The organism is Serratia sp. NPDC078593 (assembly GCF_050268245.1).
Taxonomy (GTDB): Bacteria; Pseudomonadota; Gammaproteobacteria; order Enterobacterales; family Enterobacteriaceae; genus JBNNGK01.
Window position 1 is genome coordinate 59,032 of record NZ_JBNNGK010000008.1, and the last position, 21,628, is coordinate 80,659.

A 21,628-nucleotide genomic window follows, 5' to 3' on the forward strand; every position below is an offset into this window, starting at 1 on the left:
TGATTTAGCTATGTTACCGTGATTGTAATGAAAACCGTTATCAGGAGTTTACTATGGATGCGCTGGATCTTTTACTGAACCGTCGTTCGGCCTCACGCCTTGCCGCGCCTGCGCCAACCGGTGAAGTACGGCAGAATATCATCAATGCTGGCCTGCGGGCGCCGGATCACGGGGCGTTGCAGCCGTGGCGTTTTGTGATGATTGAAGAGCAGGGCTTAGCGCGTTTCAGTCAATTGTTACAAGCTGCTGCGAAGCATGATGAATTGGATGAGACTGCGGTAGAAAAAGCCAAACAGGCGCCGTTTCGTGCACCGCTTGTCATCACCGTCATTGCCCATTGCAGCGAACATCCCAAAGTGCCACGCTGGGAACAGATAGTGTCGGCGGGTTGCGCGGTGCAGGCGATGCAAATGGCAGCCTTGGCGCAAGGATTCAACGGCATCTGGCGCACCGGTTCTTGGACTGAACACCCGCTGGTACGGGAGGCATTTGGGTGTCGTGAACAAGATGAAATTGTGGGTTTTCTGTATCTCGGCACGCCACAGTTAAAAGCATCTACGCGCGTTATAGCGCCTGACAGCACTCCATTCGTGAGCTATTTCTGATTTCCTGATGGGCAGAAAATGCGCTATAACCCGCAGTTCTGTACCGTTTTTGAGCAGGTCGTGAGTATATCGACGACCCGCTCTTATCAATTCCTTCGGCAAGCGCTACCCTAGAGCCAACAAGTTGATATTGCCGCTGACGGCAGATGATGTTCATCGTGATGAGCAGCCATCGGCGACGATGCGCCACGTATACACAGGTAATATCAACGATGACGGGTATATATTTTCTTGAAGGCTGTTAACCGAAGGAAGTGGACTATGACATCGCCAGCGATCCGTTTAACCCAGTACAGCCATGGTGCTGGCTGCGGCTGCAAAATCTCACCTCAGGTTCTTGAAACTATTTTGCACAGCGAGCAAGCAAAATTTGTCGATCCGCAGTTGCTGGTCGGTAATGAAACCCGCGACGATGCAGCCGTCTATGACATTGGCAACGGTGTTGGCATCATCAGTACCACCGATTTCTTCATGCCTATCGTCGATAGCCCATTTGATTTTGGCCGTATTGCCGCGGCCAATGCTATCAGTGATGTATATGCGATGGGGGGCAAGCCCATCATGGCGATAGCGATTTTGGGGTGGCCGATCGCCGCGCTGGCACCAGAGATAGCGCAGCAGGTGATTGATGGCGGTCGTTATGCTTGCCAACAGGCTGGCATCGCGTTGGCCGGTGGTCATTCGATTGATGCACCAGAGCCGATCTTCGGTCTGGCTGTGACCGGTGTGGTGAGCACCGATCGCGTGAAGAAAAACAGCGCCGCGCAAGCGGGCAGCAAACTTTTTCTGACCAAACCGCTGGGGATTGGCGTGTTGACGACCGCCGAGAAAAAAAGCCTGCTGCGTGCGGAACACTTTGGCGTGGCGACAGACATCATGTGCCAGTTGAATAAGCCGGGTGCGGAATTTGCCAATGTTGCTGGCGTGACGGCAATGACGGACGTGACCGGTTTTGGCCTGCTGGGCCACCTGAGTGAAATGTGTCAGGGGTCAGCATTGCAGGCGACAGTGTGGTTTGACAAGGTGCCGAAACTGCCGGAGGTTGAACGTTATATCGCTGAAGGATGTGTGCCGGGAGGAACCGCACGTAACTTCGAAAGCTACGGGCATCTGATTGGGCCGATGAGCGATATACAGCGACAGCTATTATGTGATCCGCAAACGTCGGGCGGATTGCTACTGGCGGTGCAGCCGGAAGGCGAAGAGGCGGTGCAGGCCATCGCTACCAGCCATGGTATATCGCTTGAGGCCATTGGCGAACTGCATCGTGCCGTTGCCGGTAAGCCGATGATTGAGGTCGTGTAGTGGCATTGTCACAGCAACGGGCAGACACTCATGCTTATCGCCACCTTTTTCTCAATGATATTCCGTTGATTGACGTGCGCGCGCCCATCGAGTTTAACAACGGCGCCTTTCCGCAGGCGATTAATTTACCGTTGATGAATGACAGTGAACGTCAAGCGGTTGGCACCTGTTATAAACAACACGGTCAGCAGCAGGCGATAGCGCTAGGGCACAATTTGGTTAGCGGAAAAATCCGACAACAGCGTACCGAAGCTTGGCTGGCAGCGTGCGCTAGCAAACCTGAGGGGTATCTGTATTGTTTTCGTGGCGGACTGCGATCGCAATTGGTGCAGCAATGGTTACGGCAGGCGGGCGTCGAGTATCCTCGGGTGATCGGGGGATACAAAGCCCTGCGCCATTATTTATTGAACATCCTCGAGTACAGCGCAGAATTGCCGATGGTGATTGTGGGTGGTAATACCGGCTGCGGTAAAACGCTGATGGTAAACGAGCTGGCCGCGGGGGTGGATCTGGAAGGTTTAGCCTGCCATCGCGGCTCATCATTTGGCCGAACCTTGGCCGGTCAGCGTGCACAGATTGATTTTGAGAATCGTCTGGCAGTGTTGTTGCTAAAAAAACAGCATGGTGGCTGTCGTCAATGGATACTGGAGGACGAAAGCCGGATTATTGGCTCTAACAACGTGCCGCTGCCGATCTTCAATGGCATGCAACAGGCGCCCGTGGTGGTCATTGACGATCCGTTTGACGTTCGCGTCGCACGTCTGCAAGCAGAATATATTGACCAGATGCGTTTGGAATTTGAACGCGCGTTTGGCGATGAGGCCGGTTGGCAGCATTACGATGAATATTTGCATCACGGCCTGTTTGCCATTCGCCGCCGCTTGGGAATGGAGCGTTACCAGCTATTGAATCAGCGGCTGGAATGGGCGCTGCAGTTCCAGCGTGCCAGCGGCAATAGTGATGCACATCAGGAATGGTTGGTGCCGTTATTGCAGTATTATTACGATCCGATGTATCACTATCAATTGGAAAAAAAATCTCAACGGATTGTGTTCCGTGGAGATTATGCTGAAGTAAGAGAATTTCTAATGACGTACAGCCAGAATAACGGTGAATAATGCGACTGTTCATAGCCGAAAAACCGAGTTTGGCGCGCGCCATTGCTGATGTATTACCCAAGCCGCATCGTCGCGGGGAAGGGTTTATTGCCTGTGGTAGCAACGATGTGGTTACCTGGTGTGTGGGGCACCTGTTAGAGCAGGCGCAGCCTGATGCGTACGATAGCCGCTATGCCCGTTGGTCACTGGCGGATCTTCCTATCATTCCTGAAAAGTGGCAGTTAAAACCACGTCCTTCCGTCAGTAAACAGTTAAATGCAATAAAAAAACTGCTGCAAGAGGCCGATGAAGTAGTACACGCAGGTGACCCGGATCGCGAGGGACAATTGCTGGTAGATGAGGTACTGGATTATTTGTCGCTGAAGGCTGAAAAGCGGCAGTCGGTGAGGCGTTGCCTGATCAACGATCTTAATCCGCAGGCGGTGGAGCGTGCCGTTGAACGCTTACGCGACAACCGTGATTTCATTCCGTTATGCGTGTCAGCGTTGGCACGCTCACGTGCCGACTGGCTGTACGGCATCAATATGACGCGCGCTTACACGCTGTTGGGGCGTAATGCTGGTTACGATGGTGTGTTATCGGTTGGACGAGTGCAAACGCCCGTATTGGGCTTAGTGGTGCGTCGTGACGAAGATATTGAAAATTTTGTGCCGAAAGACTTCTTTGAAGTAAAAGCGCATATCGTTACGCCGAAGGATGAACGTTTTGTCGCACTGTGGCAGCCAAGCGATTCGTGCGAGCCGTATCAGGATGAGGATGGCCGCCTGTTACACCGTGCGCTGGCAGAACATGTGGTCACACGTATCGAAGGCCAACCGGCGCGTGTAACCTCTTATAATGATAAACGGGAATCAGATACGGCACCGCTGCCGTTTTCGCTTTCGACCTTGCAGATTGAAGCGGCTAAGCGCTTTAATCTCAGCGCGCAACAGGTGTTGGATATTTGCCAGCGACTTTACGAAACCCACAAGCTAATCACTTATCCTCGCTCGGATTGCCGCTATCTGCCTGAAGAGCATTTTGCCGGCCGTCACGCGGTGCTGAATGCGATTAGTGTGCATCAACCGGATTTGTATCCGCAGCCGGTGATTGATAGTGAGCGTCGTAATCGCTGTTGGGATGATAAGAAAGTGGATGCGCACCATGCGATTATTCCCACCGCCCGCGCCAGCAAAGCGAGTCTCACTGGTGATGAGTTAAAAGTGTATGGTTTAGTCGCGCGTCAATATCTCATGCAATTTTGCCCGGATGCCATGTTCCGTAAATGTGTTATTGAGCTGGATATTGCCGGTGGGAAATTTATCGCCAAGGCACGGTTCTTGGCGGAGGCCGGATGGCGTACGTTGCTGGGTAGTAAAGAGCGTGATGAGGAAAATGAGGGTGCGCCACTGCCGGTAGTGGCTAAAGACGACCAACTGTTGTGTGAGCGTGGTGAGGTGGTTGCACGGCAGACTCAACCACCGCGCCCTTTTACCGATGCCAGCCTGCTGTCAGCCATGACCGGCATTGCACGCTTTGTGCAAGATAAATCTTTAAAGAAAATACTGCGAGCGACCGATGGTTTGGGCACTGAAGCCACGCGCGCGGGGATTATCGAATTATTGTTTAAGCGAGCATTTTTATACAAAAAAGGGCGTTATATTCATTCCAGTGAAACCGGTAGGGCATTAATTCATTCACTGCCGGATTTGGCGGCGCGCCCCGATATGACGGCCCATTGGGAAGCGACGCTTACGCAAATCAGCGAGAAAGCCTGCCGTTATCAGGATTTCATGCAACCGCTGGTGGGAACCCTGCAGGAGTTGATTTATCAGGCAAAACAAAGCCGTGCGAGTATGGCATTTCGTGGTTTACCGCCGCCACCAAACGCGCGGGGGAAAAAGCGTCATAAACGTGTCGGTAAGGCGCGGGAGGAGAGTGAATGAAACAGGGTTGGTTGATGCTGGTTGCTGGCGTATTGGTATGCTCGGCTGCGGCCAATGCGCACCGTAGTGATGTCGATGTGGTGTTGCCGGTGTCGCCGGAAATTTGGGGAGCGGCAAAAGGCACTGCTGCGGTCGCCCCGCAACCGTGTCAGCGCTGTTGTACTTATCAAAGCCAGACCTATTCGGAAGGTGCGGTGTTGAAAGTGGAAGGGGAGATACTACAGTGTACGCGCGATAGCACCGTAGTTGGCACCAATCCGCTGGTTTGGAAGCGTTTGCCTAAGTGACAATGTCACTGATTGGCGATGTCGCCAATCAGTGTTTCAGCGGTTGCGGTAGGCGGCTAATAACGGGACGTCGGCGGGAGCCAGCGAATACCGTTCTGCTTGTTCGGGCGTTACCCAGACAAACGCGGTGTGGCAATGGCAGCGTAATTCACCTTCGAAAGCGTCAATCTGCCACGCATGTAAACGAATTATTTTCTCTGTAAGTTGCCACTGATTGCTGGCGACGTATGCTCCAACCTGAGCGTTAATACCTAGCTCTTCCGCCAGTTCGCGTGTTAACGCTTGCGGCTGAGTTTCACCAGGTTCAACTTTGCCACCAGGAAACTCCCATAGACCCGCCTGATCGCTATTCGTGTCCCGCTGTGCCAATAAAATTTTGCCGTCCCGCTCAATAATAGCGGCGACTACGTCGATGATTTTCATGTTTTTACGGGTGTGAACCCCCCGGTTAATACCGGGGGTGGGGGTTACAGGGTGAACTCAGCCCATACCGGGGCGTGGTCGGACGGTTTTTCCATGCCACGGATTTGATAGTCGATACCGGTTGCCACACAGCGGGCTGCCAACGGTGTGCTAGCCAACAGCAGGTCGATACGCAGGCCGCGATTATCATCAAAGCCTTTAGAGCGGTAGTCGAACCACGAGAATTCATCATTGCGTTCTGGATTGGCGTGGCGGTAAGTGTCTACCAAGCCCCAATTCAGTAAGCGTTCCATCCATTCGCGTTCTTCAGGTAGGAATGAGCATTTACCGGTACGCAACCAACGCTTGCGATTGTCTTCACCGATTCCGATGTCGTAATCCGATGGGCTGATATTCATATCCCCCATGATAAGCACCGGGTTATCTACGGATAGCTGTTGTTCCAGGTAGTTCTGTAGATCCTGATAAAAGCGGGTTTTTGCGGGGAATTTGATCGGATGATCACGGCTTTCACCCTGCGGGAAATAGCCGTTAATCACCGTCAGCGTACCCTGCGGGGTGGCCAAATCGGCCATGATGATACGGCGCTGAGCGTCCTCCTCATCGGTAGGGAATCCACGGCGTACGGCGAGAGGAGCGGCTTTGGTGAGTAAAGCAACGCCGTAGTGGCCTTTTTGCCCGTGATAAAAGACGTGATAACCGTGTTTGCTTACGTCTTCTAGTGGAAACATATCATCGTGAACTTTAGTTTCCTGCAAACCGATTACGTCGGGCTGGTGTTGTTCGATGATGGCGGCCAGTTGATGTGGACGTGCACGCAGTCCGTTGATATTAAAGGAGACAAACTTCATGAGCGATGCCGTTTTCACAAGAAAAATGTGTGAAGATAGTAGCAGAGTTTAGCAAAAAAAGTAACGCAGGCCAGCGACCTTTGCCGCTGGCGTCGGCACGTTATTTCGCCCAACGGTCGTAGTTTTTAACTTGGTAATCGTCGAATTGCTGCAACAATGTTTGTGGTGAATCACTCAGATGCAGGGTGCTGAGATAGTCGTGGCGCATGAAACCCTGATCGGCAACGTGTTGAAGAAAGGCGTTCAGAGGGTGGTAGAAGCCGTTGACGTCTAATAACCCGACAGGTTTGCTATGATAGCCGATTTGCCCCCATGTCCAGATTTCAAACAACTCTTCCATGGTGCCGATGCCGCCGGGTAAGGCGATAAATCCATCGGCCATCGCCGCCATACGTGCTTTGCGGGTATGCATATCCGGCACGACTTCCAGTGATGTCAACCCACGATGCGCCGTTTCAGCTTCGACCAGCCGTTCTGGGATGATGCCTACCACTTCACCACCGGCTTCAAGCACCGCATCGGCCACGATCCCCATCAAACCTTTTTTTCCGCCGCCGTAGATTAAACGGCGACCTTGGGTTGCTAACGTATGCCCAAGCTTACGGGCATTCTCGGCATAATCGGAAGTAACGCCTTCGCTAGCGCCGCAAAAAACGCAAATGTTACTACGCATGTACAGTTCCTTACTGCATCAAAGAAGCATTTTGTATAGCTAATTGTGCTCAGGAGTTCAAGTTTATGGGGCGGAAAGACGGTTCGACGTTAGCGGTTATCATCCCACTCTGATAAGGCTCGAAATGATGCAATAAGTGATATTTTTTCTGAGAGGGATATTGCAAAGATGGTGGTGGGGGAAGGATGACTCGTCGCGGTGCGCCTCGCCCTGCGGGCCGCGCTAAGGCGCGTTGTTTCGCGTAGCTCAACACGAACCTTGTCGAAGGTTCTCGTCCTTCCCCGATGCGGAGAAAAATGATGCTGAGAGTCTTATATTTGCTACGGGGGTAATGCAAAGATGGTGGTGGGGGAAGGATGACTCGTCGCGATGCGCCTCGCCCTGCGGGCCGCGCTAAAGCGCGTTGTTTCGCGTAGCTCAACACGAACCTTATCGAAGGTTCTTGTCCTTCCCCGATGCGGAGAAAAATGATGCTGAGAGTCTTATATTTGCTGCGGGGGATATTGTAAAGGATGGTGGTGGGGGAAGGATTCGAACCTTCGAAGTCTGTGACGGCAGATTTACAGTCTGCTCCCTTTGGCCGCTCGGGAACCCCACCATGATATTCATGGATTTGCTGATTTTATTCGTAATCTCTTTCCGTATGCGGAAAGTTGGTGGTGGGGGAAGGATTCGAACCTTCGAAGTCTGTGACGGCAGATTTACAGTCTGCTCCCTTTGGCCGCTCGGGAACCCCACCACGATAATTCGTGGATTTAACGAATTTTAACGTTCAGGAAGCTGACCGGCTTCCTTTGCTATCGAGGCTGCGTAAACGCTGTCTCGGTAAGCGGGGCGCATCATATCAAATGAAACGCGAGTGTAAAGCATTGAAATGAAAAAAATGAATCGTTTGTCGGTTTTTTATTCGTGGCGGTGTTTCCGTGAGCAAAAACACCGCCGCGCTGATGCCTAATTACAGAATAACGGTGCGATTACCGTAAACAAAGACCCTTTGCGCTAATACGCGATACAACGCACGGCTGAGTACATTTTTCTCAACGTCTCGGCCAGCACGCATCATATCATCTGCGGAATAGGTGTGATCGACATGGATCACGTCCTGCATGATGATTGGGCCTTCATCTAAACTATCATTGACATAGTGTGCGGTCGCACCAATGATTTTTACCCCACGTTCATAGGCTTGATGATACGGCCGTGCGCCGATAAAGGCGGGTAAAAATGAATGGTGAATGTTGATTACTTGATTAGGATAATGCTGCACAAATGCTGGCGTCAGTACGCGCATATATTTGGCTAGCACCACGTAATCCGGTTGATATTGATCGATTTGTTCGATGAGTTTCTGGTCGTGCTGTTCACGCGTGAGCCCTTCGTGGCTCACTAGATGGAATGGAATATCGAAGCGTTCGACCAGCGTTTTCAGCGTATCGTGGTTGCCAATAACCGCCGCGATTTCTACCTCTAGGCCACCGTAGGCGCTTTTCATTAGCAAATCGCCCAGACAGTGGGCTTCTTTCGTCACCAGCACCACAATCCGGCGACGCCCCGTGCTGTGCAACTCACGTACAGACCCTTCAGGCAGCGCGCCATCTAAGTCGGCCAACAGCGTGGTATCGTTGAAAATCCCTTCAAGCTCGGTTCGCATAAAGAAGCGGCCAGTAAGATGATCAACGAACTCATTATTCTGCACGATATTAAGCTGATGCTTATAGCAGATGTTAGTAATCTTGGCGATCAGCCCCTTGGCGTCAGGGCAGATGGTGCGTAGAACTTTTTTTTGTATATTTTGGTGCGGCATGGGCGTGATGATCCTGTCTGATACGGAACGCCTGATCTGGCAGGCGAGAATGAACGTCTAGCAACGAGCTCATCGCCCGCAGCATTTTTTATATTTTTTGCCAGAACCACAGGGGCAGAGAGCATTTCTGCCACGTTGTGGTTTAGTACCGTCGATATAGTACCAGCGTTGTTCAACTCGAAGAAAGCGTGAGCGTTCGTGCATCGCTTTGGCTTCTCCATGAGTGCCATCTATAAAGCGTGCGACGAATTCAACAAAGCCTTCATCAGGTGCATTACTGCTGGTTTCTTCTGTTACCGTTAAGCCGAGCCATTCTGTGTTGGCAAAGCTGGCGACAATAGCGCTCCGCCATTCATCAGCATGGCAATCCGGATGCCAAGTGGCAATCAGATAATCCACATGATGTTTGACGTAGGCGGTATAACGGGATCGCATCAGCGTGCCAGGCGTTGGCGCATGTTTGATACCGCTAATATACGTTTCGCAGCATGCGCTATACTCCAGCCCGCTGCCGCAAGGGCATAATTCAGACAAGTTAACTCCAAAAAATTGAGGACAATGTGAATACTGACCAAAGCAACGCTAAATTTAGCGCATATGTTACCTAACAATATTCGAGCGTGACAATGTACCTTGATGTAATAAGTGGAACAATTCACCGAATCAAAGGAGCGAACTTTACATGCGACAAATCAAAGTCGGGCTGGCGTTGGGTGCAGGTTCGGCCAAAGGATGGGCGCATATTGGCGTCATTAATGCATTGAAGAGAATGGGCATCGAGGCCGATATTGTTGCGGGCTGTTCCGTCGGCTCGCTGGTCGGTGCGGCGTATGCAAGCCATCGCTTGCCAGCGATGGAAAAATGGGTGCGCTCTTTTAGCTATTGGGATGTGATTCGCTTGATGGATCTTTCCTGGCAGCGTGGGGGATTGCTTCGCGGTGAACGGGTATTTAATGCTGTCGGCCAACTATTGAATATCAATGATATTGCTGAGTGTTCGCTAAAATTCGGTGCGGTAGCCACCAATTTGAGTACGGGGCGCGAGTTGTGGATAACTAACGGGGATATTCATCGGGCGATACGCGCGTCTTGCAGTATGCCAGGGTTGTTAGCGCCAGTGTGGTTCGATGGTTATTGGCTGGTTGATGGTGCCGTGGTCAATCCAGTACCGATTTCATTGACCCGAGCAATGGGTGCCGATATCGTTATCGCAGTTGACTTACAGCATGACGCCCACTTGATGCAGCAAGATTTACTGTCGGTACGCAGTGAATCCGACGAACCCGCGACGTTATCGATACCCAACTGGCGCGGTAGGCTGCGCGAGCGCATCGGCAAGATGACGCGGAAGAAATCAAATGTGGCTCCCACTGCTATGGAGATAATGAGCACCTCGATTCAAGTATTGGAAAACCGATTAAAGCGTTTTCGAATGGCAGGTGACCCGCCAGATGTTCTGATTCAACCCTATTGTCCGCAAATATCCACGTTGGATTTTCATCGCGCTGCCGAAGCTATTGAGGCGGGACGATTGGCGGTAGAAAAACAGCGTGATGTACTGTTACCACTGATAAAAAATAAATGAATAGCGATATTTAGCGCTAAAACGTGTTTTGTGACCATTTTCTAGCAAGCGTAAGTGCTCATTTTGAGCCACTATTACATCATGACAAGGGAAGAGGCTCGGCTAATGGCATTACCACTGACAGACAAGCACATTTTGATTGTTGAAGACGAACGGGTATTTCGTTCAGTGCTTGTTGGCTACCTGAGATCGTTGGGCGCAGAAACCCATGAGGCGACCAATGGTTTACAGGCGTTGAGTGCCGTTGATGACATCAACCCGGATCTGATTTTGTGCGATTTAGCGATGCCGGAAATGGATGGTATCGAGTTCGTAGAGCACTTGCGTTTGCAGGGGCTCAAGACCCCGGTACTGGTTATCTCTGCCACCGATAAAATGGCAGATATCGCCCAAATGCTACGGTTAGGAGTACAAGATGTTTTGCTCAAACCGTTGACCGATCTTAATCGTTTACGTGAGGCCGTATTTGCCTGTTTATATCCCAATATGTTTACTTCGCCCGCGCTTGAAGAAGTCGAGTTGCTACACGATTGGGATGCGTTGAGTAAGAATCCTTCGGAAGCGGCCAGATTGCTCAAGCAACTCCAACCGCCAGTGCAGCAAACTATTGCCAATTGTCGAATTAATTACCGTCAATTGACAACGGGCGAGAATCCGGGGTTGGTGCTGGATATTGCCGCGTTATCAGAAAAAGACTTGGCCTTTTATTGTTTGGATGTTACCCGGGCTGGCGACAATGGCGTATTAGCGGCATTATTATTGCGCGCATTATTCAATGGCTTATTGCAAGATCATTTAGCTAATCAGCGGCATCGACTGCCGCAAATGACCACATTGTTAAAACAAGTTAATCAATTATTGCGTCAAGGTAAGTTGGAGGGACAGTTCCCGCTATTGGTCGGTTATTATCACGCCGAATATAAAAACCTGATATTGGTTTCAGCCGGTTTACATGCCAACATTAATACCGGTGATAATCAAATCCATCTTAGCAACGGGGTGCCGTTAGGCACGCTGGGTGCTACCTACATGAACCAAATCAGCCAGCGCTGCACGGCGTGGCAGTGCCAGATATGGGGCGCTGGGGGACAATTACGTTTGATGCTCAGTGCCGAATAGGTATCTATTGTCAGTAAATAGTCGTCTCAAATGAGTCATTGTAAAATGATATTTCAAGGCGAATAATGGCGATTAGGTAATAGTCCTAAAGTGTTTCTATTTCAGCACGGTGTAATATTCCTTAGTATTTAACTGGTATACTCCATGAGTTTGTATGTCTGCTTATGCTCATAATTTGAGCGCGCTTCAAGTGAGGAAATAATGTCTGCTTTAAATCGTAAAGTCAGAAAAGCGGTGATCCCGGTTGCGGGATTGGGAACTCGGATGTTGCCAGCGACAAAAGCTATTCCTAAAGAGATGCTGCCGTTGGTAGATAAGCCACTGATCCAGTATGTCGTAAATGAATGTATTGCGGCAGGAATCAACGAAATCGTTTTAGTGACACATTCCTCCAAAAATTCGATTGAAAATCATTTTGACACCAGCTTTGAACTCGAAGCGATGCTTGAAAAGCGAGTTAAACGCCAGCTATTAGATGAAGTGCAATCTATCTGCCCAAAAGGTGTGACGGTAATGCAAGTGCGCCAAGGGGTAGCGAAAGGTCTTGGGCACGCGGTGATGTGTGCTTATCCCATGGTGGGGGATGAGCCGGTTGCCGTCATATTGCCAGACGTTATTTTAGATGAATATAGCGCCGATCTGAGTAAAGACAATTTACATGACATGTTAGTGCGATTTGAACAAACCGGCATCAGCCAGATTATGGTTGAACCGGTACCTCATAAAGATGTCAGCAGCTATGGTGTGGCTGATTGCAAAGGCTATGATTTGCAGCCAGGGGAAAGTGCACCGATGGTGAGCGTGGTTGAAAAGCCATCACTGGATAAAGCACCGTCTAATTTAGCCATTGTCGGTCGTTATGTACTTTCCGCTGATATTTGGGCATTGCTTGCTAAAACCCCGCCGGGAGCGGGTGATGAAATTCAATTAACCGATGCTATCGACATGCTGATGCAAAAAGAACCGGTTGAGGCTTATCATTTGAAAGGCATGAGCCATGACTGTGGCAATAAACTGGGATATATGCAGGCATTTGTCGAGTATGGACTGCGTCACGCCAGCTTAGGTAAGGATTTTTCCCAGTGGCTACAACAACTGGTCGCCGCTGAAAAAAAATAAATCTCTCTATCTTTCGTCTTAATTTGAAAAACTAGGATTTTCCCATGAAAGTAACAGTTTTTGGTATTGGCTACGTTGGTCTGGTGCAGGCTGCGGTATTGGCTGAGGTTGGTCATGACGTTATGTGTATTGATGTCGACGAACAAAAAGTTGAAAATCTAAAAAAAGGTAATATCCCTATTTTTGAACCCGGCTTGACACCGCTGGTGCAGCAGAATTTTGAAGCTGGTCGCCTACATTTCAGTACTGATGCGAAAGCGGGTGTGGCTCATGGTGCTATTCAGTTTATTGCGGTTGGCACCCCTCCTGACGAAGATGGTTCTGCCGATCTAAAATACGTAACCGCAGTTGCGCGCACCATTGCAGAGCATATGACCGAACGTAAGGTGGTCATCGACAAATCTACGGTACCGGTCGGCACCGCAGATAAAGTACGTCAAGTGATGAGTGAAGCGTTACAAAAACGTGGCAGCAATGTGCTATTCGATGTGGTATCCAACCCTGAATTTCTAAAAGAAGGTGCTGCAGTTGCCGATTGTATGCGCCCTGAACGTATTGTTATCGGTACTGACAATAAAGATGTGATCGAACCGATTCGCGAATTGTATGAGCCATTTAACCGCAATCACGATCGTATAATCTTGATGGATATCCGCAGTGCGGAGCTGACTAAATACGCCGCTAACTGTATGTTGGCGACAAAAATCAGCTTTATGAATGAAATTTCCAATTTGGCTGAATTGCTTGGTGCAGATATCGAGAAAGTCCGTCAGGGTATTGGTTCTGATTCACGCATTGGCTATCACTTTATTTATCCTGGCTGCGGCTATGGTGGTTCTTGCTTCCCTAAAGATGTTCAGGCGCTGATCCGTACCTCTGAACACATCGGGTACCAGCCAAAGCTGTTACAGGCTGTGGAACAGGTGAACTATCAGCAAAAATACAAACTTACCCAGTTTATCAAACATTACTTCGGTGAAAATTTGAGTGGAAAAACCTTCGCGCTGTGGGGCTTGGCATTCAAGCCAAACACCGATGATATGCGCGAAGCCTCCGCACGGGTGTTGATGGAGACGCTGTGGGCGGCAGGTGCGTCGGTACAGGCTTACGATCCAGAGGCAATGAATGAGGCGCAGCGCATCTACGGTCACCGCGACGATCTGAAACTGATGGGGACCAAAGAAGCCGCGTTGCAGGGGGCCGATGCACTGGTCATCTGTACTGAGTGGCAGAATTTCCGCGCCCCGGATTTTGATATAATCAAGTCAGCTTTAAAGCAGCCGGTCATCTTCGACGGACGCAACCTGTATGATCCTGAACGTCTGGAGAGTCGCGGTTTCACTTATTATGCGATTGGTCGGGGTGCATCGGTGCAACCGGTCCTCTAAGAGGGTAAACATGAAATTCTTGGTTACGGGCGCAGCTGGATTTATTGGTTATCATGTCGCTGAGCGACTGTTAGCCGCAGGGCATCAGGTTATTGGTATCGATAATCTAAATGATTATTATGATGTTAGTTTGAAAACAGCGCGTCTTGACTTGTTGGCCGGGAAACCGGCCTTTCAATTTATTAAGCTGGATTTAGCTGACCGTGAAGGTATGGCTCAGTTATTTGCTGAGCAGCAATTTCAACGTGTAATACACCTCGGCGCACAAGCCGGGGTACGTTATTCGTTGGAAAATCCGATGGCTTATGCTGACTCAAATTTGATCGGGCATTTAAACGTCTTGGAAGGCTGCCGCCATAATAAAGTTGAGCACTTGTTGTATGCCTCATCCAGTTCTGTTTATGGATTAAACCGTAAGTTGCCATTTTCAACGGAAGACTCTGTTGACCATCCGGTGTCTTTGTATGCGGCGACTAAAAAAGCGAATGAACTAATGGCACATAGCTATTCGCACTTATATGGTCTGCCAACTACCGGTTTGCGCTTTTTTACCGTTTATGGCCCTTGGGGGCGTCCAGATATGGCGCTGTTTAAATTCACTAAGGCGATATTGGCGGGTGATAGCATTGATGTATATAACCATGGTGAGATGCACCGTGACTTTACTTACATTGATGATATCGCTGAGGCGATAGTACGTTTGCAGGATGTTATCCCACAAACGAATGATAACTGGACTGTAGAGCAGGGGGCGCCAGCAACCAGTTCTGCACCTTATCATGTGTATAATATCGGCAATAGTAGCCCAGTGAAGCTGATGGAATATATCAGTGCGTTAGAGGGAGCGTTAGGTATCACGGCGCGTAAGAATATGCTGCCAATGCAGCCTGGTGATGTTTTAGATACCAGTGCAGATACTGCTGAGCTCTATCGCGATATCGGTTTTAAACCGACAACCAGCGTACAGGAAGGGGTAGCGCAGTTTGTAAGCTGGTATAAGACCTTTTACAACGTGCGGTAAACCAACAATCCTATTAGGAAATGAAGGGGCTTTTGCCCCTTTTTATTACGTTATCGTACGGTTGAAGCAAAAACAAAAAGGCTCCCATAAGGAGCCTTTAAGATGTGTAATTATATTGCCATTACAGCAGGAAATCGTCCAAAGACTTACCTTGCTCTTCAATAGCTTTTTTAATAACTGCTGGAGTACGGCCCTGGCCAGTCCAGGTTTTCATTTCGCCATTTTCATCTTTATACTGGTATTTTGCTGGGCGTGCAGCACGCTTAGCTTTACCCGCTGCTTTATTGGCAGCCATTGTTTGCAACAGTTCGTTAGGATCAATACCGTCAGCAATCAGCATTTCACGATATTGCTGTAATTTACGTGTGCGCTCTTCAATTTCTGCTTGAGCCTGGCTGTCTTCTTCGCGACGTTCGTTCACAACAACTTCCAGTTTCTCAAGCATCTCTTCCAGCGTTTCCAGGCTACATTCTCTTGCCTGTGCGCGTAGAGTACGGATGTTGTTCAAAATCTTTAATGCTTCGCTCATTGTACTAGTCTCAAATTATATTGGTGGGGGCGTCTGGATAATAATAGAGTGCTATTTTCTTTTCTGCAATAGCCAAATTGCTATGAATACTAAAATTTACTCGTTTAAAAACCATTAACCGGAATCATTTGGAGAATATCACGGTTTATGTTCAGTTTTAATACTGGGGTTTTTAAGCCAAATTTTCAACAGTCGCAGTATGAATTTTTTCGCTAACGCTCTTTCATCACCTAGATATAATTGTGTTTTGAAGCAATATTAGATGAAATTTTGTGGGCACAATCCGCGACTGAACGTAGGCAAACATTGTAAATACTAAGGGTATATTCGTAAAGATAGTGCCAGTCATCGCTGATAAGTAAGTCTGTTTATAAAAAATTGTGTTTGCGTGAGGGCATATTTACGTAAGGAGAGAGGTTTCATCTATTCGATGAAGTGACTCCGTAAGGGGGATAGATCATCGCTTTAATGTCGCTATCAAATCATTAGCATTTATTAATGATTCAATCGCAGTTGAGGGGGGAATAGATGCGAACACATTCTTTCATTGCTATATGTTTCATTCGAAACCTTACCGCGAGCGGGAAAGCTATTGCCGACAAGCTACTGAGCTGGTCTGTGCCTTATGATATACTTAATCCGCAGACATCTATTTGAATATTTCTTATACCATTGGAATTGCTGACCCATGGCTCAACTTTATTTTTATTACTCTGCTATGAATGCAGGTAAGTCTACCGCGTTATTACAATCTTCATATAATTATCAAGAACGTGGTATGCGTACACTAGTATTTACTGCCGAGATCGATCACCGATTTGGTGTCGGCAAGGTCAGTTCAAGAATAGGGCTGTCCTCGCAGGCACAACTCTATAATGATCAGACGGCATTGTTCGCTATGATTAATCAAGAACACCAGCAACAGCCAGTGCATTGCGTTTTAGTGGATGAGAGTCAGTTTCTGACTAAAGAGCAGGTGGGGCAGCTGTGTGAGGTGGTAGATCAACTGGATATCCCCGTACTGTGTTATGGGCTTCGTACCGACTTCCTCGGTGAGTTGTTCGGTGGCAGCCAGTATCTGCTAGCCTGGGCGGATAAGTTGGTTGAATTGAAAACTATCTGCCATTGTGGTCGCAAAGCGAATAGGGTGCTGCGGCTCGACGAGAGTGGCCAGGCGATGCAAGCCGGCGAGCAGGTGGTGATTGGTGGTAATGAAAGTTACGTTTCAGTGTGTCGCAAGCATTATAAAGAAGCGATGCATGCGATAGAGTAACCCGTTAGTGGCATGTTGCGTTAGCCACCTTAGACAATAATGGATAACGACTCTTCCCTTCGATTTTTCAAACTAACGGTTCCCTGTAGGGAGCCGTTTCTTTTGCCTATTCATTAGCGGCGTATAACCGTTGCCAACAGATTTCATTTTAAACTGGGATTGGCTTCTGACAATGGAACAAAAATTTTTAGCGAAAGGGGGCTGGCGGGACACACTTCAAGATATTGCTACAGGATTGATAAAGTTATAAGGATGGATATTGATAAACAGCCCCCGACCTTAATGGCCGAGGGCTGTTTAGATATCTAAACCCAACCGTCATACACATCGCTTAAATGAGGGTATCACGGTTTTTGTGGGTTTTATGAGTTCAACATACCGTTACTTCTTTGCTTTTTTTTCCGCTTTAGCCGCCACCGGTGCTGTAGCGCCGGCCTCATCTTCAGATTCACTAAATTTGCGGCCGTAGAAGGTATCCAACATGATTTGTTTCAATTCAGCAATCAGTGGATAGCGAGGGTTGGCACCGGTACATTGGTCATCAAACGCGTCTTCAGACAGCTTATCGACTTTAGCCAAGAAATCAGCCTCTTGCACGCCAGCCTCACGGATGGAAGCCGGGATACCTAACTCTGCTTTGATCTCGTCAAGCCAAACCAACAGCTTCTCAATTTTTTGCGCGGTACGGTCACCAGGCGCAGAAAGACCGAGGTGATCGGCGATTTCAGCATAGCGACGGCGAGCCTGCGGACGGTCATACTGGCTGAATGCGGTCTGCTTGGTTGGGTTGTCGTTAGCGTTATAACGGATAACGTTGGAGATCAACATTGCGTTGGCTAAACCGTGCGGAATGTGGAATTCGGAGCCCAGTTTGTGAGCCATCGAGTGACATACCCCGAGGAAGGCGTTAGCAAAGGCAATACCGGCAATTGTCGCAGCATTGTGAACGCGTTCACGTGCTACCGGATTTTTCGCACCTTCTTTATAACTTGCTGGCAGATATTCCTTCAGCAGTTTCAATGCTTGCAGTGCCTGACCATCGGAGTACTCGTTCGCCAGTACTGACACGTAAGCTTCAAGAGCGTGGGTAACCGCATCAAGACCGCCAAACGCGCACAGTGATTTTGGCATGTTCATGACCAAGTTGGCATCGACAATTGCCATGTCGGGAGTCAACGCGTAGTCGGCCAACGGATATTTCTGGCCTGTTTGATCGTCGGTTACTACGGCGAATGGCGTAACTTCAGAACCGGTACCCGAGGTGGTGGTAACCGCAACCATTTTCGCTTTAACGCCCATTTTGGGGAATTTATAGATACGTTTGCGGATATCCATAAAGCGCAATGCCAAATCTTCGAAGTGAGTCTCAGGGTGTTCGTACAGTACCCACATGATTTTAGCAGCATCCATCGGAGAACCCCCGCCTAACGCGATAATCACGTCCGGCTTGAAGGAGTTCATCTGCTCGGCACCTTTGCGTACTACGCTGAGCGTTGGGTCGGCTTCAACCTCGAAGAACACTTCGGTTTCAATGCCATGTGATTTGAGCACCTTGGTGATTTGGTCGGCATAACCGTTGTTAAACAGGTAACGGTCAGTCACGATGAATGCGCGTTTGGCACCGTCGGTCGCCACTTCTTCTAGCGCAATCGGTAATGAGCCGCGGCGGAAGTAGATAGATTTCGGAAGTTTATGCCACAACATGTTTTCTGCTCGCTTCGCTACAGTTTTCTTGTTGATCAAGTGTTTTGGACCAACGTTCTCGGAGATGGAGTTCCCCCCCCATGAGCCGCAACCCAGCGTCAGAGACGGAGCGAGTTTAAAGTTATACAGGTCACCGATTCCCCCCTGAGAGGCCGGGGTGTTAATCAGAATACGCGCAGTTTTCATCTTGTCGCCAAAGAAAGCGATGCGTTCTTGCTGGTTGTCTTGATCGGTATACAGACAAGATGTGTGACCGATACCGCCCATTGCTACCAGTTTTTCCGCTTTGCTAACGGCATCCTCGAAGTCTTTGGCTCGATACATTGCCAGCGTGGGTGACAGTTTTTCATGAGCAAATGGCTCAGATTCGTCAACCAGTTTCACTTCACCGATCAGTACCTTGGTGCTGGCTGGGACTTTAATTCCGGCCATTTCAGCAATTTTCACTGCGGATTGCCCGACAATGGCGGCATTGAGCCCGCCATTTTTCAGGATGATATCCTGCACGGCCTTCAGTTCCTTGCCTTGAAGCATGTAGCCGCCGTGAGTAGCAAAGCGTTCGCGAACGGCTTCATAGATGGAGTCGACCACGATAACGGATTGCTCAGAGGCACAAATTACGCCGCTGTCGAAGGTTTTCGACATCAAGATAGAAGCCACTACGCGTTTGATGTCAGCCGTTTCATCAACGACCACTGGAGTATTACCTGCACCTACGCCAATGGCGGGTTTACCTGAACTGTAGGCTGCCTTCACCATGCCAGGCCCACCGGTTGCCAGAATCAGGTTCAAGTCAGGGTGATGCATCAGTTGGTTGGACAATTCAACGGAAGGCTCATCAATCCAACCAATAATGTCTTTTGGCGCACCTGCGGCGATCGCTGCTTGCAGTACAATATCTGCGGCTTTATTTGTGGCGTTTTTCGCACGGGGATGCGGAGAGAAGATAATGCCGTTTCGGGTTTTTAGGCTAATCAGTGCCTTAAAAATTGCGGTAGAGGTAGGGTTAGTTGTGGGAACAATACCGCAGATCAATCCGATGGGTTCAGCAATGGTGATGGTGCCGAAAGTGTCATCTTCAGACAGGATACCGCAGGTTTTTTCGTCTTTGTAGGCATTGTAGATATATTCAGAAGCGAAGTGGTTTTTAATAACCTTGTCTTCAACAATGCCCATACCGGATTCTTCGACGGCCATTTTAGCCAAGGGAATGCGTGCATCGGCGGCGGCGAGGGCAGCAGCGCGGAAGATTTTATCAACTTGCTCTTGGGTGAAGTTGGCATACTCACGCTGGGCTTTTTTGACACGTGCAACAAGCTCGTTCAATTCAGCGACATTTGTTACAGCCATGGTGCTCTCCTGATAATGTTAAACTCTTTCAGTAAATAAGCCGTGCGAGCAACCAGTATAGACAATCCGATAGGAAATGTGATGAAACACAAATAATTTCCGATAGTTAGCTGCATATACTGCTGATTTACTTAAAGAGCTTTACCAAGCGTGAGGCTGGTAGAAGTCAGTATAGAAACGGGCTTACCTCGTTGGTTCTACTCCCTGACTACGACTAAGAGCTTAACTATTCTTGAGTAGTTATTTTGTGATTTAAATCATAAAAAATGCAAGCTGACTCCATTCAGCAATGCTTTTTTGAGATTAATTCTCATTTAAGTGTTCGGTCAGGTATGTCGTAACATAATCAATGTTTGATGGTACGTTGGGTTAACCGCTGTGTAACCATCAATTCACATTACTATCCCGGAGTGAAAATGCTGCTGTTAGCTGATGGATTACCCATGCCATTTCTATTACATTAGCGCGCGTAGGCAACCTCTCTTTGATAAAGCTATTCATGCGGAGTTATTCGTGGGTCAATCTCTGTTGGACTTTTCCGGCTACATAAAATTTTTTGTTGGCCTTTTTGCACTGGTCAACCCGGTAGGTATTCTGCCGGTATTCATCAGTATGACCAGCTATCAGGCTGAAGCGGGGCGGAATAAAACCAACCTGACTGCCAACCTGTCGGTAGCGATCATTCTTTGGACGTCGCTGTTCCTGGGTGAAGGTATATTGCATCTATTCGGGATCTCAATTGATTCGTTTCGCATTGCCGGTGGCATCTTGGTCGTAACCATTGCTATGTCGATGATCAGTGGCAAATTAGGGGAAGATAAACAGAACAAGCAGGAAAAATCAGAGAGTGCGATTCGTGAAAGCATTGGTGTGGTACCACTGGCTTTGCCGCTGATGGCAGGACCGGGGGCGATCAGTTCGACCATTGTTTGGAGCTCGCGTTACCACAGCTGGCAAAACCTGTTGGGCTTTACGCTAGCGATTGCGCTTTTCGCCTTCTGTTGTTGGTTGCTGTTCCGGGCCGCGCCATTATTGGTGCGATTGCTGGGGCAGACGGGAATTAACGTTATTACGCGAATCATGGGGCTATTATTGATGGCGTTAGGCATCGAGTTTATTGTTACTGGTATCAAAGCTATTTTCCCTGGATTGTTGTGAGTCACTCTGTGGGCTGCGCAATGAATGATTCGTAAGTAAAATAAATTTTAAATTTTAAATCAATTTAGTAATTCGCATTAATACAGTGCATATAATGGCGAGTCTATCGGCAGATGCACTGTTTTATGGCATAAATCCGCCTCTATTGCTCGATATGCGCGCTTCGCGTTATTTTTTGCTCTTTTCTTATCCTTTTTCCACCTCATTCTTCGGTTTTGTTACCATTTTGCTGTTAATTTAGTCACATGATTCTATGGGGCTTGTCTGGCTTCAATCCAGATGTTATTAGTGATTAATCCCCATGAGATAGGCATTTATTCTTCATTAGCCTAATTTGTTAAATAAATGTTTGCTTGTTGGCTTCTGTTACTTAAACGATAACGTCACGGCG

Annotated in this window: 19 protein-coding genes, 2 tRNA genes and 2 other RNA genes; 12 read left to right on the forward strand and 11 right to left on the reverse strand. The window is 48.7% G+C overall.

Annotation, left to right across the window (positions count from 1 at the left end; translation table 11 throughout):
* Window positions 1–53 precede the first annotated feature (53 nt).
* From ACQKDS_RS10880 to ACQKDS_RS10900, 5 genes are all read left to right on the forward strand, one after another.
* Window positions 54–605 (forward strand): NAD(P)H nitroreductase, encoded by a 552-nt coding sequence (locus ACQKDS_RS10880; RefSeq protein ID WP_399669927.1) that lies wholly within the window; start codon window positions 54–56, stop codon window positions 603–605.
* Window positions 606–866: 261 nt separating this feature from the next.
* The gene (gene selD / locus ACQKDS_RS10885) at window positions 867–1,910 is read left to right on the forward strand and encodes a selenide, water dikinase SelD (RefSeq protein ID WP_399669929.1); all 1,044 of its coding nucleotides are present in this window, start codon (window positions 867–869) and stop codon (window positions 1,908–1,910) included.
* Window positions 1,910–3,028 carry a tRNA 2-selenouridine(34) synthase MnmH gene (gene mnmH / locus ACQKDS_RS10890; RefSeq protein ID WP_399669932.1) on the forward strand — a complete coding sequence of 373 codons (1,119 nt, stop codon included), beginning with the start codon at window positions 1,910–1,912 and terminating at the stop codon, window positions 3,026–3,028. The genes selD and mnmH overlap by 1 nt, the downstream gene beginning before the upstream one ends.
* Window positions 3,028–4,953, forward strand: a complete 1,926-nt coding sequence (locus ACQKDS_RS10895) for a DNA topoisomerase III (RefSeq protein WP_399669935.1) — start codon at window positions 3,028–3,030, stop codon at window positions 4,951–4,953. Before mnmH ends, ACQKDS_RS10895 begins: the two co-directional genes overlap by 1 nt.
* Window positions 4,950–5,240, forward strand: coding sequence for a DUF1496 domain-containing protein (locus ACQKDS_RS10900; RefSeq protein WP_399669937.1), 291 nt, complete (start codon window positions 4,950–4,952; stop codon window positions 5,238–5,240). Before ACQKDS_RS10895 ends, ACQKDS_RS10900 begins: the two co-directional genes overlap by 4 nt.
* 36 nt (window positions 5,241–5,276) lie before the next feature.
* Here the strand turns inward: ACQKDS_RS10900 and ACQKDS_RS10905 are convergent, their stop codons facing one another.
* The 9 genes from ACQKDS_RS10905 to ACQKDS_RS10945 all read right to left on the reverse strand — a co-directional run bounded on the left by ACQKDS_RS10905 (window position 5,277) and on the right by ACQKDS_RS10945 (window position 9,525).
* Window positions 5,277–5,663, reverse strand: a complete 387-nt coding sequence (locus ACQKDS_RS10905) for a pyrimidine (deoxy)nucleoside triphosphate diphosphatase (RefSeq protein WP_399669939.1) — start codon at window positions 5,661–5,663, stop codon at window positions 5,277–5,279.
* 44 nt (window positions 5,664–5,707) lie between these two features.
* Entirely contained in the window at window positions 5,708–6,514 is an 807-nt protein-coding gene (gene xthA / locus ACQKDS_RS10910; RefSeq protein ID WP_399669942.1) for an exodeoxyribonuclease III, read from the reverse strand.
* Between the two features lie 100 nt (window positions 6,515–6,614).
* On the reverse strand, window positions 6,615–7,187 hold the full coding sequence (locus tag ACQKDS_RS10915) for a TIGR00730 family Rossman fold protein (RefSeq protein ID WP_399669945.1): 573 nt from the start codon (window positions 7,185–7,187) through the stop codon (window positions 6,615–6,617).
* A 169-nt stretch (window positions 7,188–7,356) separates the two neighbouring features.
* Window positions 7,357–7,483, reverse strand: a non-coding RNA gene (locus ACQKDS_RS10920) — RtT sRNA.
* Between the two features lie 44 nt (window positions 7,484–7,527).
* Window positions 7,528–7,654, reverse strand: a non-coding RNA gene (locus ACQKDS_RS10925) — RtT sRNA.
* A 46-nt stretch (window positions 7,655–7,700) separates the two neighbouring features.
* A tRNA-Tyr gene (locus tag ACQKDS_RS10930) sits at window positions 7,701–7,785 on the reverse strand.
* 56 nt (window positions 7,786–7,841) lie between these two features.
* A tRNA-Tyr gene (locus ACQKDS_RS10935) sits at window positions 7,842–7,926 on the reverse strand.
* 216 nt (window positions 7,927–8,142) lie between these two features.
* Entirely contained in the window at window positions 8,143–8,991 is an 849-nt protein-coding gene (gene purU / locus ACQKDS_RS10940; RefSeq protein WP_399669948.1) for a formyltetrahydrofolate deformylase, read from the reverse strand.
* A 69-nt stretch (window positions 8,992–9,060) separates the two neighbouring features.
* Entirely contained in the window at window positions 9,061–9,525 is a 465-nt protein-coding gene (locus ACQKDS_RS10945) for a YchJ family protein (RefSeq protein WP_399669951.1), read from the reverse strand.
* Window positions 9,526–9,673: 148 nt separating this feature from the next.
* Between ACQKDS_RS10945 and rssA the strand changes: the two genes are divergently transcribed.
* The 5 genes from rssA to ACQKDS_RS10970 all read left to right on the forward strand — a co-directional run bounded on the left by rssA (window position 9,674) and on the right by ACQKDS_RS10970 (window position 15,223).
* Window positions 9,674–10,576 (forward strand): patatin-like phospholipase RssA, encoded by a 903-nt coding sequence (gene rssA, locus ACQKDS_RS10950; RefSeq protein ID WP_399669954.1) that lies wholly within the window; start codon window positions 9,674–9,676, stop codon window positions 10,574–10,576.
* Window positions 10,577–10,681: 105 nt separating this feature from the next.
* Window positions 10,682–11,695: a two-component system response regulator RssB gene (rssB, locus tag ACQKDS_RS10955; RefSeq protein ID WP_399669957.1), complete on the forward strand. Its 1,014-nt coding sequence runs from the start codon at window positions 10,682–10,684 to the stop codon at window positions 11,693–11,695.
* 201 nt (window positions 11,696–11,896) lie between these two features.
* On the forward strand, window positions 11,897–12,814 hold the full coding sequence (gene galU, locus ACQKDS_RS10960; RefSeq protein WP_399669960.1) for a UTP--glucose-1-phosphate uridylyltransferase GalU: 918 nt from the start codon (window positions 11,897–11,899) through the stop codon (window positions 12,812–12,814).
* Between the two features lie 44 nt (window positions 12,815–12,858).
* Window positions 12,859–14,202, forward strand: a complete 1,344-nt coding sequence (locus ACQKDS_RS10965; protein WP_399669963.1) for a UDP-glucose dehydrogenase family protein — start codon at window positions 12,859–12,861, stop codon at window positions 14,200–14,202.
* A gap of 10 nt (window positions 14,203–14,212) precedes the next feature.
* Complete coding sequence (locus ACQKDS_RS10970; protein WP_399669966.1) at window positions 14,213–15,223, forward strand: NAD-dependent epimerase; 1,011 nt, start codon at window positions 14,213–14,215, stop codon at window positions 15,221–15,223.
* Between the two features lie 121 nt (window positions 15,224–15,344).
* On the opposite strand, the gene hns is transcribed toward ACQKDS_RS10970, so the two are convergent.
* Window positions 15,345–15,752: a histone-like nucleoid-structuring protein H-NS gene (hns, locus tag ACQKDS_RS10975; RefSeq protein WP_004962351.1), complete on the reverse strand. Its 408-nt coding sequence runs from the start codon at window positions 15,750–15,752 to the stop codon at window positions 15,345–15,347.
* A 688-nt stretch (window positions 15,753–16,440) separates the two neighbouring features.
* On the opposite strand from hns, the gene ACQKDS_RS10980 reads away from it, so the two are divergent.
* Entirely contained in the window at window positions 16,441–17,025 is a 585-nt protein-coding gene (locus ACQKDS_RS10980; RefSeq protein WP_399669969.1) for a thymidine kinase, read from the forward strand.
* Between the two features lie 381 nt (window positions 17,026–17,406).
* Here ACQKDS_RS10980 and adhE read toward each other — a convergent pair whose 3' ends face one another.
* On the reverse strand, window positions 17,407–20,079 hold the full coding sequence (adhE, locus tag ACQKDS_RS10985; RefSeq protein WP_399669972.1) for a bifunctional acetaldehyde-CoA/alcohol dehydrogenase: 2,673 nt from the start codon (window positions 20,077–20,079) through the stop codon (window positions 17,407–17,409).
* 513 nt (window positions 20,080–20,592) lie between these two features.
* Between adhE and ACQKDS_RS10990 the strand changes: the two genes are divergently transcribed.
* Complete coding sequence (locus tag ACQKDS_RS10990) at window positions 20,593–21,237, forward strand: YchE family NAAT transporter (RefSeq protein ID WP_004962365.1); 645 nt, start codon at window positions 20,593–20,595, stop codon at window positions 21,235–21,237.
* The last annotated feature ends 391 nt before the right edge of the window (window positions 21,238–21,628 follow it).

What these genes read in the sequence shown, in the direction of transcription:
- ACQKDS_RS10905 (WP_399669939.1), bottom strand. Translation starts at nt 5,663, where the DNA reads ATGAAAATCATCGACGTAGTCGCCGCTATTATTGAGCGGGACGGCAAA.
- adhE (WP_399669972.1), bottom strand. Translation starts at nt 20,079, where the DNA reads ATGGCTGTAACAAATGTCGCTGAATTGAACGAGCTTGTTGCACGTGTC.
- purU (WP_399669948.1), bottom strand. Translation starts at nt 8,991, where the DNA reads ATGCCGCACCAAAATATACAAAAAAAAGTTCTACGCACCATCTGCCCT.
- ACQKDS_RS10895 (WP_399669935.1), top strand. Translation starts at nt 3,028, where the DNA reads ATGCGACTGTTCATAGCCGAAAAACCGAGTTTGGCGCGCGCCATTGCT.
- ACQKDS_RS10965 (WP_399669963.1), top strand. Translation starts at nt 12,859, where the DNA reads ATGAAAGTAACAGTTTTTGGTATTGGCTACGTTGGTCTGGTGCAGGCT.
- rssA (WP_399669954.1), top strand. Translation starts at nt 9,674, where the DNA reads ATGCGACAAATCAAAGTCGGGCTGGCGTTGGGTGCAGGTTCGGCCAAA.
- ACQKDS_RS10915 (WP_399669945.1), bottom strand. Translation starts at nt 7,187, where the DNA reads ATGCGTAGTAACATTTGCGTTTTTTGCGGCGCTAGCGAAGGCGTTACT.
- galU (WP_399669960.1), top strand. Translation starts at nt 11,897, where the DNA reads ATGTCTGCTTTAAATCGTAAAGTCAGAAAAGCGGTGATCCCGGTTGCG.
- ACQKDS_RS10900 (WP_399669937.1), top strand. Translation starts at nt 4,950, where the DNA reads ATGAAACAGGGTTGGTTGATGCTGGTTGCTGGCGTATTGGTATGCTCG.
- ACQKDS_RS10980 (WP_399669969.1), top strand. Translation starts at nt 16,441, where the DNA reads ATGGCTCAACTTTATTTTTATTACTCTGCTATGAATGCAGGTAAGTCT.
- ACQKDS_RS10970 (WP_399669966.1), top strand. Translation starts at nt 14,213, where the DNA reads ATGAAATTCTTGGTTACGGGCGCAGCTGGATTTATTGGTTATCATGTC.
- ACQKDS_RS10880 (WP_399669927.1), top strand. Translation starts at nt 54, where the DNA reads ATGGATGCGCTGGATCTTTTACTGAACCGTCGTTCGGCCTCACGCCTT.
- selD (WP_399669929.1), top strand. Translation starts at nt 867, where the DNA reads ATGACATCGCCAGCGATCCGTTTAACCCAGTACAGCCATGGTGCTGGC.
- xthA (WP_399669942.1), bottom strand. Translation starts at nt 6,514, where the DNA reads ATGAAGTTTGTCTCCTTTAATATCAACGGACTGCGTGCACGTCCACAT.
- rssB (WP_399669957.1), top strand. Translation starts at nt 10,682, where the DNA reads ATGGCATTACCACTGACAGACAAGCACATTTTGATTGTTGAAGACGAA.
- hns (WP_004962351.1), bottom strand. Translation starts at nt 15,752, where the DNA reads ATGAGCGAAGCATTAAAGATTTTGAACAACATCCGTACTCTACGCGCA.